At 59.6% G+C, this 11,441-nt stretch carries 9 protein-coding genes; all 9 read left to right on the forward strand.

Translation table 11 applies throughout. The features are described 5' to 3' along the window. The first annotated feature begins 329 nt into the window (after positions 1-329). The gene (locus tag JQS30_RS06720; protein ID WP_213172598.1) at positions 330-1,952 is read left to right on the forward strand and encodes an ABC-F family ATP-binding cassette domain-containing protein; all 1,623 of its coding nucleotides are present in this window, start codon (positions 330-332) and stop codon (positions 1,950-1,952) included. A 185-nt stretch (positions 1,953-2,137) separates the two neighbouring features. After that, entirely contained in the window at positions 2,138-2,353 is a 216-nt protein-coding gene (locus tag JQS30_RS06725) for a helix-turn-helix domain-containing protein (RefSeq protein ID WP_213172599.1), read from the forward strand. Positions 2,354-2,666: 313 nt separating this feature from the next. Beyond that, positions 2,667-3,368 (forward strand): enoyl-CoA hydratase/isomerase family protein, encoded by a 702-nt coding sequence (locus JQS30_RS06730; RefSeq protein WP_213172600.1) that lies wholly within the window; start codon positions 2,667-2,669, stop codon positions 3,366-3,368. Positions 3,369-3,560: 192 nt separating this feature from the next. Further along, positions 3,561-5,420 (forward strand): ABC transporter ATP-binding protein, encoded by a 1,860-nt coding sequence (locus JQS30_RS06735; RefSeq protein ID WP_213172991.1) that lies wholly within the window; start codon positions 3,561-3,563, stop codon positions 5,418-5,420. A gap of 115 nt (positions 5,421-5,535) precedes the next feature. After that, positions 5,536-6,561, forward strand: coding sequence for a GNAT family N-acetyltransferase (locus JQS30_RS06740; RefSeq protein ID WP_213172601.1), 1,026 nt, complete (start codon positions 5,536-5,538; stop codon positions 6,559-6,561). A 126-nt stretch (positions 6,562-6,687) separates the two neighbouring features. Further along, complete coding sequence (locus JQS30_RS06745; protein WP_213172602.1) at positions 6,688-7,704, forward strand: GNAT family N-acetyltransferase; 1,017 nt, start codon at positions 6,688-6,690, stop codon at positions 7,702-7,704. A gap of 131 nt (positions 7,705-7,835) precedes the next feature. Continuing rightward, positions 7,836-8,849 (forward strand): GNAT family N-acetyltransferase, encoded by a 1,014-nt coding sequence (locus JQS30_RS06750; protein WP_213172603.1) that lies wholly within the window; start codon positions 7,836-7,838, stop codon positions 8,847-8,849. 48 nt (positions 8,850-8,897) lie between these two features. Next, complete coding sequence (locus tag JQS30_RS06755) at positions 8,898-9,914, forward strand: GNAT family N-acetyltransferase (RefSeq protein WP_213172604.1); 1,017 nt, start codon at positions 8,898-8,900, stop codon at positions 9,912-9,914. Positions 9,915-10,007: 93 nt separating this feature from the next. After that, the gene (locus JQS30_RS06760; RefSeq protein ID WP_213172605.1) at positions 10,008-11,438 is read left to right on the forward strand and encodes a GNAT family N-acetyltransferase; all 1,431 of its coding nucleotides are present in this window, start codon (positions 10,008-10,010) and stop codon (positions 11,436-11,438) included. Positions 11,439-11,441 lie beyond the last annotated feature (3 nt).

The raw sequence follows: 11,441 nt of genomic DNA on the forward strand, positions 1-11,441 counted from the left end.
AGGTAATTGCACGTGCGATTCGGGCGAATGGGTCCTAAACTGGAACGAGTGCCTCGGTCACCTAAACGAGTCTGACCCGCTCAGCGGCCGACTGGCGGGGCGCCCTAGCCACATTCCCCGGTGGCGCGAACAGCGCCGATCCCCGTTGCGGGACCATGGAGTGGATATCCGCTCGCCGCGATCGGGCTCGTGTCCATCACGGGCATCTGCGACGATCGTGAGACGGCAAACGACCTAGCCGCACCTCAACTTCGCATGGATGACCAATCCGGTGGCCCATTGCGGCGAAGTGCCCCAGTCGTACAACGTGAAACAAGGAGACCTTCACCATGATCACCGTCACCGGCCTGGAATTGAGAGCCGGCGCGCGAATCCTGCTGTCCGACATCGACGTGCTGCGGGTGCAACGTGGTGACAAAATCGGTCTCGTTGGTCGCAACGGCGCTGGAAAAACCACCACCATGAGTGCCATGGCCGGAATCAGTGAGCCCTACGCGGGGAAGATCGAACGTCGGGGAGACTTTGGATACCTTCCACAAGACCCGCGTACCGGTGATCTGTCTCAGACGGCCTCCAATCGAGTGCTTTCGGCGCGTGGCCTGGATGAACTGCTTTCTAGCATGCAAAAGACCGAAGCCGAACTCGCCGAAGTGGCCGACGATGATGAGCGTGACAAACTCGTGCGAAAGTACTCGCGCCTTGAAGAGCAGTTCTCGGCCCGTGGGGGATACGCGGCGGAATCCGAGTCCGCCCGTATCTGCGCCAACCTGGGGCTAGAGGACCGCATTCTCGCCCAGCCGTTGAGCACGCTATCCGGAGGGCAGCGGCGCCGGGTCGAACTGGCCCGGATTCTCTTCGCTGACACCGGTGAGGGGATTCTGCTCCTCGATGAACCCACCAACCACCTTGACGCTGACTCCATCGCCTGGTTGCGGGGGTTTCTCGCCAGCCACCGTGGTGGCCTGATCCTCATCACACACGATGTAGATCTACTCGACGAGGTGGTCAACAAGGTTTGGTATCTCGACCCGCAGCGTTCCACCATCGACCAATACTCATTGGGCTGGTCTGCTTACCTCAAACAGCGTGCCGAAGACGAACACCGCCGCCGCCGCGAACGTGCCAATGTTGAGAAGAAGGCCGCGGCTCTGTCGGCTCAAGGCGAGAAGATGCGCGCCAAGGCGACCAAAGCTGTCGCGGCGCAGCAGATGCTTCGTCGGGCGGAGTCGATGCTCAATAATTTGGAAGAAGTCGGGTCAGCCGAAAAAGTGGCCAAGGTTCGCCTTCCGCAGCCTGCCCCGTGTGGAAAGACCCCGCTTACCGCGGAGGGTCTTTCCAAAAGTTACGGATCGCTGGAAATTTTTACCGGTGTCGATGTCGCGATCGATCGTGGCAGCCGGGTCGTCATCATCGGCCTCAATGGTGCTGGGAAGACCACGTTGTTGCGCATGTTGGCGGGGGAGTTGAAACCCGACACCGGCAAGGTCGTTGCCGGGCATGGACTGCGTATCGGCTATTTCGCCCAGGAACACGAGACGCTTGACCAAGAGGCCACGGTCCTCGAACAGATGCGATCGGCCTCCAGCCAGGCCGGGAGTGACTTGCCCGATACGGAGCTTCGCAAAATTCTTGGCGCGTTCCTGTTTCCCGGGGAGGACGTCTACAAACCGACTAAAGTGCTCTCTGGGGGAGAAAAGACCCGCCTGGCCTTGGCGACGCTCGTGTCCTCGGGGGCGAATGTGTTGTTGCTCGACGAGCCGACAAACAACCTTGACCCGGCCTCCCGCCAACAGGTGCTGGACGCCATTGACGCCTTTCCCGGGGCGATTATTCTGGTATCGCACGACCCGGGGGCTGTCAATGCCTTGCGGCCCGAACGGGCGATTTTGCTTCCCGATGGTGATGAGGACCTGTGGTCCGATGATCTGTTGGAACTTGTCGAGCTGGCCTAAATCTTCGTTTGGGTCAGACCGTTGCGACCGAACAATGGTGGGGCCACAGCAACCTGTAGGGGTGCCGAATTAGTAAAGGTGAGACGGGCAACTATCGGGTATACGACACTTAGGGGCTCTGAGTGCTGATAATCCGGCAAACTTCACCAGACAGTCGGTAATCCCCCACATTCAGGGAAGGTTCCATGAGCCCCACCGATACCTCAGGCTCCTATCGGGGCCGACAAGTAATCGGACAACAAAGAAAAGAACTAACGGACCAGGTTGTCGCTGACTACCTGGACGGACGAAGCGTACGACAGATAGCCAACACCATTGGCCGGTCATACGGATTCGTCCACCGGCTCCTGCGCGAGGCAGGAGTCGAAATGAGGTCTCGCGGGGGACCACGTAGGCGCTGACCACAGCATCTTTGGTCTCGCGGGACCGAATATCACCAACCGGGTTCGCAGGCAACCCCACCAGCCGCCAAGCGAACCCTAAGCTAACCCGCAGGGGCTCATTCGCCACACGCTCCATCAAGCATGCGGCACTTGAGCGTTTCTCTGGCACTCCAAGGAGAATCGACTCACCAGGAGCCCCTGCGGGAATGCCCTCAGGACGCCGACCGCATAAGGTTCGCCTCCGCTGGAGCGTTCATTGGCCCATGACATCGCGCGGTGCAGAGATCGAAGACTCGTTTGCGGATGCGGCGCCGAGAGATACCTTTGTTGCGTGACCGACTCAGTACACGTGGAAACCACCGAATCGACCGCGCACATTTGGTTGCGGCCATCCAAAGGCGGCACACATGTGACAACCGATGCCCTCCGGCTGCTGCGCAATGTGGGGCGCAACCTCACCGGGAACATCCGGTCGGTGACTATCAGCGGGCGCGATGACGACTTCTGTAGCGGCTTCGACCCCGATGCCGTCACTGCGGCGGACCTAGTGTCGATCTGGCGTAGCGCCACCTCCTGGCTGCGCAGACCAGACCTGCTCAGTATCGCGCTCTTGCACGGACGGGTCGAGGGAGTGGGGTTCAACCTCGCGCTCGAATGCGACCTGCGGGTCGCTGACCCGGAAACGACATTCACAGCCGGCGACGAAACCTTGGTGGGACAGCCATGGTTGCCCGGCCTATCGCGCCTGGTCGAACTAGTCGGTCAAGGCCGGGTCATGGAAATCACCCAACCGGGTCGGCACCGTTTCGACGCCTACGCGGCACACGCCTGGGGCCTGGTCAATGTGCTCGAACCCTCACGTGATGGCCGCCTCGGAGTGGCAGCCCGATGGGCTCGCAGCCGCCAGACTTACCTGGGCACCGGCATCGAGGTGAAGTCGTTGCTACGAGGTAATGCCCACACCTTCGTCGAAGACCAAGAAGACGAGGCCCAGACTCGCATCCTGCGGGAACTATTCGGGGACACCAACTAGCCAATCGGGCCTGACCATCGCCTGTCATCCAATGGCGTCGGTGGACGTGACTACCATGAGTGGGTCTGTTCCCCCATTCTCAACCCGCGTGTCTCCGTCTTCCTCTCCCCTCCAGATGCGAAGTCACGCACCCGCTCGCGCCGTGCACAGCCATGCGGCATTTTTGCCCTATAAGGAGTATTCGTGACATCGATGGGAAGCGCCGGACGCCAAGCGATGCGGTCGATGCGCCAGGAGGACAGCGTCAAGGGCACCAAACTGTCCAAGGGAGTGCCCCGCCGCATCTTGAACTTCGCAACCGGCTACCGCCGACAAATCGCGTTGTTCTTGGCCGCAGTGGTCGGTTCCTCGGCGATCTCCGTGGCCACCCCGGTGATGGCGGGGATGGTCGTCGACGAAATCACCACCGCCAGCGGCACCCAGAATGCTGTGGTCGTCATCGCCTCCATCATCGCCGCCCTCGCTGTGATCGAAGCGATCTTGCAACTCATCCAACGCTGGTACTCGGCCCGCATCGGCGAAGGCATGATCTACGACATGCGCCGCCAAGTCTTCGCGCACGTGCAGTCGATGCCGCTGGCGTTCTTCACTCGCACCCAAACAGGGGCCCTCGTCTCCCGACTCAACAACGATGTCATGGGCGCGCAGCGGGCATTCACCACGACCTTGTCCGGCCTGGTCTCCAACGCCATCGCGGTACTGCTCACCCTGATCGTCATGGTCTTCCAATCCTGGGTGATCACACTGTTGTCGTTGATTTTGGTGCCCATCTTCATCATCCCCGCCCGCTATGTTGGTCGAAAGCTCGCGACCTTGACTAAGGAGAGTTTCGACCTTGACGCGAGCATGAACTCCCAGATGACCGAACGTTTCAACGTCTCCGGCGCGATGCTGGTCAAACTTTTCGGCCGACCCGACCATGAACTCGACGAGTTCGGTCAACGAGCAGACCGGGTTCGCGCCATTGGCGTCACCACCGCCATGTACGCCCGTACTTTCATTGTCGCCCTCACCCTCGTGGCTGGCCTGGCCCAAGCACTCGCCTACGGCCTGGGCGGTTCACTAGTCTTCGCCGACCAACTCACCGCCGGAACCGTCGTCACCCTCGCGTTGCTTCTCACTCGCCTATACGGGCCGCTGACCGCACTGTCCAACGTCCGCATCGACGTCATGAGCGCCCTGGTCAGCTTCCAACGTGTATTCGAGGTGCTTGACCTCAAACCGCTCATCCAGGACAAAGACGAAGCTCGGCAACTGCCCCCGGGCTCATCGGCCATCGAGTTCGACCACGTCAACTTCACGTACCCCTCCGCTGAAGAAGTCTCCCTAGCCAGCCTTGAGGACCTCGCTCGGCCCGACAATGGCAATGGATCCACACCGGTATTGCACGACATTAACTTCACTGTTGGCGAGGGTGAACTCGTCGCCTTGGTAGGTCCCTCTGGGGCTGGCAAGACCACGACGGCCACCCTCGTGCCGCGCCTCTACGACGTCACCGGCGGGGTCATTCGCGTCGGCGGCCATGACGTTCGTGACCTCACCCAATCCTCTTTGCACGCGGCGATCGGCATGGTCACCCAAGACGCACACCTCTTCCACGACACGATTCGCGCCAACCTCACCTACGGAAAACCCGACGCGCACGACGCCGAACTGTGGAACGCGCTCGACCAAGCCCATATCGGGCCCGTGATTCGATCCTTGCCAGAGGGACTCGACACCGTGGTCGGTGAACGTGGCTACCGCTTCTCCGGAGGAGAAAAGCAGCGACTAGCCATCGCCAGGGTCCTCCTCAAGGCCCCATCCATTGTGATTCTGGACGAAGCCACGGCACACCTTGACTCTGAGTCGGAAGCGGCGGTGCAAGAGGCACTGGACACAGCGCTGGCGGACCGAACCTCATTGGTCATCGCGCACCGGCTGTCGACGGTGCGGCGCGCTGACAAGATCGTGGTGTTGGCCCAGGGACGCGTTGTGCAGGTCGGAACCCATGCTGAACTGCTGGAACGCCAGGGACTGTACGCGGAGCTGTACCGGACGCAGTTCTCCTAGTCGCTGCGGGGTCATTTCGAGACCGCAGGGCATGGCAGCCGGTGGAAGCCCACGTGTGGTGCCGGTGTGGGAAAAGCGCTTGCCGGTGCAGGCGCGGTCAGCGAGACTGTCGCACATGGATTTCTCAGTTTCCGCTCCGGTGCCTTTTGATGTGAAGGACGCGAGCGCAGTCGATGACCTTATCGGGCTCTACGGTGAATGTCACGCCCATGATTTGCCTGGAATCCCTTCGCTTCCCGATCACATCCGCAGGGCGATCATTGTCGAGGGCAATCCGGGGCGTGCCTCTGATATTGAGGTGATCCGTGACGGCTCGCGCATTATTGGTGCCTTCAAGTTGGTCCGTTTTCTGTCCGATAACGAGAATCTGGCCACCGTCGATGTCCTGGTGCACCCGTCCCATCGAGGACAGGGCTTGGACACGATCTTGTTGGATCGCGCTCTGAACTTGGCTCAGGCCCACTCGCGCTCAGAAATCATTGCCGCGGTTGACTATTTGGTCGGCTGCGATGAGGATGCCGCAGCGGAGCGTCGACTGTTGGAAAGCCGCGGATTCACCCAGTCCCAATTGGAGGGGTACCACTACGCCGATGTCGACAATATTGATGATGAGGCCGAACGGGCCTATTACGAGCGGGCTCGGGCCAAGGCGGAGGGTTACGAACTGCTGCAGTGGACTGGCCAGGTGCCCAGAGAACACATGGAGCCGCTGCTGCGCCTGGAACACATGATTTTGACTGAGATCCCTACCGGAGATTTGGATCTTCAGGCTGAGACCTTTGGCGTGGAACGCTCGATTGAACGTCAACGCCTACGGACCGAGGCGGGCACCGATGTGGTGCAGACCGTGGTTCGCGACCCTGATTCTGGTTTGTATGTCGGCTACACGGTGTTGCTTGTCTATGCCGCGCCAGCGGAGCACGCGGCGCAGGGCATCACGCTCATAGACCCGGAACACCGGGGCAAAGGGCTTGGTATGTGGCTGAAACTTGCGAATCTGCGGCTCTTGCGTGAGCACTATCCGCGAGTAAGGCTGATTGAAACCGATACCGCCGATGTGAACGCGGGTATGAACGCCATCAACAAGAAGTTGGGTTTCGCCACGCGGTATTACTCGGAGGAATATCTCAAGCGCGCCTAAGAGCTCCCACAGATTTCTCTTCCTACTGTGATTGTTGCGGTGCCTAGTTATGTTGTCGGTGCTGGCCAGTCACTGCCAGCACACCATCCTCGCCATGGAAACAAACCTGATAGGAGCTCTTAGGCCATGAAACTACAGCCTGTAGACACGACCGATGGCTCCCAGGTCGACCAGCTGCTTGACTTGCTGCGGGTATCTCACGATGTTGATCAAGCTGGCATTCCCTCTCTTCCCGATCGGGTGTGGCGGAGCCGTTTCGAAAGGCCCCGCCCCGGAACGGCGGTGGATCGCGAAGCGGTGTGGGCAGATGAGCGGATTGTCGGCTGTCTGACTTTCGCCAGACCAATGGTCGATAACATGCACCTGGCGTTTTTCGATGTGGTGGTTCATCCCGATCACCGCCGACATCGGATAGGGAGTGCGCTTCTTACCCGGGCTTTGGAATTGGCTGATGAACATCGGCGCACCGAAATGGCGACAGTGATCAACAGCGCCAAGGACTGCCGATTCTCCGAGGCGAACCAAGCGGCGATTCATATGCTGACCAACGCCGGGTTCACCCACTCGTTGCGAGAGGGACACCGGTATGCCAGCGTCTCTCATATGGACGCACAGCGCGTCGAAGACCTACTTCACCGGTATCGCGCGAAAGCCCACGGTTATGAGCTGCTGTCGTGGACCGGTGCGATACCGCGCGAACACATGGAACCACTGCTGCGGCTAGACCGCATGCTGTTGACCGAGGTTCCCACTGGAGACATGCATGTCGAACCAGAGCGGTTTGACGTTGAACGCAGCATCCAACGTCAACGTCAGCGTGCCAGAGCTGGCATCGACATCGTCCACACCGTGGCCCGTCATCAGACCTCCGGCTTGTATGTTGGCCATTCGCTATTTCAGGTCTTTCCCGAACCTGCCATCCACGCATTTCAAGGCATCACGCTCGTTGAAGCCGAACATCGGGGCCGAGGCCTGGGGATGCTCCTCAAATTGGCCAACCTACAGCTGCTGCGAAAGACCTATCCGCGCATCGAACTGATCGAGACGGGCACGGCCGATGAGAACGCTGGCATGAATGCGATCAACGAACATTTTGGTTTTTCCACCTGGTCAACCGCTGACCATTACCTGCGGCGCAGCTAGGCTGCCTAGGTTCCCGCGGCCAGTGCGACCGTGATCGCCAGATGGGTCGTGGCGCACTGTGGGTTCGATGGCATGCGTCGCTATGAGAATCGGGTTGTGCATCGGAGTGTGCGCTATCTAGACTCACCGGTATGCAGATAACCCCTCTCAACGTTTCCGATGCATCAGCGCTGGACAACTTCATCGCGCTACGAAAGATCATCCGTCGATGCGACCAGCCAGAGGCGTTTTCTCCCAACTGGGAGAGCCTGCGCGCTTCACTGACGACGGTGAATCCGGATCTAAAGCAGGTTCGCGAAGTCGCCTGGGAAGGCGAGACGATGGTTGGTTTCTTCGTCGCCAACTTCATGGTTCATGAAAACCAGCACCATGCCAACGTGGGCATTATGGTGCATCCCGAATACCGGCGTCGAGGGTATGGCTCACGCCTCATGCGGCGGCTATTGGAGGTGTGCGCCGTAGAAGGCCGCACCCAGATCGCCGCCTGGACGACAGCTCAGGCCGAGGGCGGGCCGTACCGTTCGCAAGGGGGAGGGGCGTTCCTCTCCGCGCACGGCTTCACGCTGTCCGAAACCATGCACGCTCAGGTCGCTCCCGTTGACTACCTTGACGCGTCCACGTGGGAGCGGCTATACACCGAGGCGATGTCGTATGCGCAGCACTATGAGGTCCTCAGTTGGGTAGACCGCATTCCCGATAACCTCATTGAGGCCTTTGCCCGTCTAGAGAGCACGGCTCTCTCGCTGATGCCTCTGGGCCAAATTCACCTGGAGAACTACCGCATGGACGCGCCTCGGCTGCGGCGCTTGGAGGAGATACGCCGGGCCAAAGGTAGCGGCGTATGCCAAAGCGTGGCCCGCCACCGAGTCAGTGGTGAACTCGTGGCCAGCACCACCTTTGAGGTCCACGCTCCCCCAGCGGGGCGTGCTGACATCGGGATGACGTTTGTCGGCCCCCAACACCGTGGACATCGCCTTGGCTTGGCGGTGAAGTTGGCCAACACGCGGCATTTGCGGGAGCATTTCCCACACGTGAGTCACATCGGTACCAACAACGCCCACACGAATGAACACATGAACGCCATCAATCGTCAACTCGGCTTCACCCCGGTGGAAGAGACACATGAGTACGTGTTGAAGCGGTGACCACGTAATTGGGTTGCGAGGTCTGCTTGGGCAAATGAGACTGGGCCAATGACTGTGATTGAACTGCGCCCACCTGATGCGGAAACTCTCGCTGGCTTTATTGATCTGCGTCGTGCCGTCCACCACCACGACTGGCCCGATCGGGTTGAGCCCAACTGGGAGGTTGAACGCCGCCGTGTGCTCTACCCGTCCCCAGGCGAGGTCGAACTCGTCGAGGTGCTTTTTGAGGACGGGCGGGTCATCGCCGCCACCACTGTTGGATTGACGACTGAGGACAACCTGCACCACGCTAACTGCGACCTGTTGGTCCATCCGGATTTCCGGCGACGCGGCCACGGCACGCGCCTACTGTTGCGGCTGGTCGAAAAAGTTCGAGCTCAGGGGCGTACTCAGATGACGTTGTGGGCACCCGAGGCGATCGAAGGTGGCGCATGGCGTTCGCCCGCCGCCCGGGCCTTCTTGGAGAAGCATGGATTCACCCTCGCTTTGCCGGTGATGTTCCAGACGGCGTCCGTGGAGAGCATGGATCCCCAAACCGAGGAGGATCTCTACCTGAGTGCTGTGAACGCCAGCGGTGACTACGAACTCATCTCTTGGACTGGCTCGACCCCTGAGGAGTTCCTGGCGCCGTTGGCGGAACTCGACAGCATGAGTCTGACCCAGACGCCGCTAGGGGAGCTGGAACTTGAGGACGAAAAAGTCGACGCGAACCGCCGCCGTGCCAACGAAGCGGTCATGGCCAAACATGGGCTCGACGTTTGCCGCACCATTGCCGTGCACCGGCAGAGCCGGGAACTGGTCGCCAACACGGTCTTTGTGGTCTATCCGGAGCCCTCTGTCCACGCCTACCAAGGAATCACCATTGTGACGCCGCGTCATCGCGGACATAAGCTCGGCATGGCGGTCAAGATCGCCAATGTACGGCAACTACGTCAGAAATTCCCTCACGTATCCATTATGTGCACCGAAAATGCCCGAGCCAACGTTCACATGAACGCCATTAACCAACAATTCGGGTACAGCCCTACCGAATGCGTCAATGAATACCTACTCAAGGTCAATTAGTGCCCGCGACCCGGTACTCATGCCATTGTGAATTGGTCTCGGGTGCGAGTAAAATCGTTTGCTCGCACCTGGCCATTGGCAGATACTGAGATCATGCAAATTAAAAAGATCGACGTCCACGACAGTGCCGCGGTGGCGAAGCTATACGAGCTCACCGAGGCTGTCCATTCTTTTGATCACCCTGATATCTCTGTTCGCTCGCTGCGAGACATGACCAACAAGTGGCGTCATCCCTGGCCGGGCGAAGACGGCGAAATCTGGGTGGCCATCAGCGACGGACGTTTTGTCGGCAAGCTTGAGCTTGGGTGGCCGACACGCGAAAACCTGCACTTCTTCGAGTTCAGCATCGAGGTGCACCCGGACTATCGGCGGCAGGGAATTGGCACCGCCCTCTATGATCTGGTGGAAAAAAACGCCTCTGCCCGGGGACGGACCGAGCTGGTGACCAGTACTAAAGCTCAAATCGACGGCGGTGCCCCGCGTCCGGGCACGGCAGCGGAATTTCTCAAGCGGCTGGGTTACAAGCTGGCCCTCACCGAAGTGACCCGTGAATGCGCCGTTGACACGCTGAGCCGAGCCGAAGAACAAGAGCTGTACGACAAGGCACTCCCACACGCGAGCGACTACGACATCGTCAGCTGGATTGGCTCGGCACCTGAAAAACTGGTTCCTTCAATCAGCGATCTGGAGTCGAAAATCTTGCTGGAAGTACCGTTGGGCGACGTGGATCTTGAAGCCGAGACCATCGACGTCGCGCGGTTTCTAGAGCTTGAAGAGTCCTACCGTAAATGGGAATTCGCGCAAGTTCAGACAGTAGCGGTCCACCGGGATACGAACACCGTTGCGGCCAACACTCTCTTTGCGGTACCGGTCGAACCGGCAGACTTCGCCTTCCAAATGATCACCATTGTCGATCCGGCTCACCGTGGACACCGGCTGGGAATCCTGTGCAAGATCGCCAACCTATGGCAAATGAGAGAGCACATTCCGCGCGTGAAAAAAATCTACACTGGAAACGCGGACGTGAACTCGCAAATGATCAGCATAAACGAGCAGCTCGGTTATTTCACAGTCGATAACGACCTAGCCTTCAAAAAAGTGATCGCCCAGGCCTCCGACACTCAATTAAGTTTTCACCAACATCGATATTGCCGGGCTGGGCGGAAAACGCCTGCCCGGCACAGTCATTTTCTAACGGCCAATACCGTACGCACTACCGCGCCCGCTCAATTACAGTCGGTTCCGCCAACGGCGTCGCAGCATCGTGACCCGCCGCGATTCCCCAGCTACGAGAGCTCTTGCCGTGACCGTGATGGCCACGTCATTGGTGTTACTACCCACAGTTGCCCCCAGGGGTGCATTGGCGAGGCAACGCATCAGCTAACATTGGTGTTTGTCCGACTTTCACAGCGCGAAGGCGCACGAAGAAAGTCCCGAGGCGCGTTCCGCCCATTCTCACCGTCGGTTCATGGTGAGTGTCGAAATCCGCGGTGCGTGCAATCCATGTTCACGCGGAAGGCGTAATTT

The organism is Natronoglycomyces albus (assembly GCF_016925535.1).
Taxonomy (GTDB): Bacteria; Actinomycetota; Actinomycetes; order Mycobacteriales; family Micromonosporaceae; genus Natronoglycomyces; species Natronoglycomyces albus.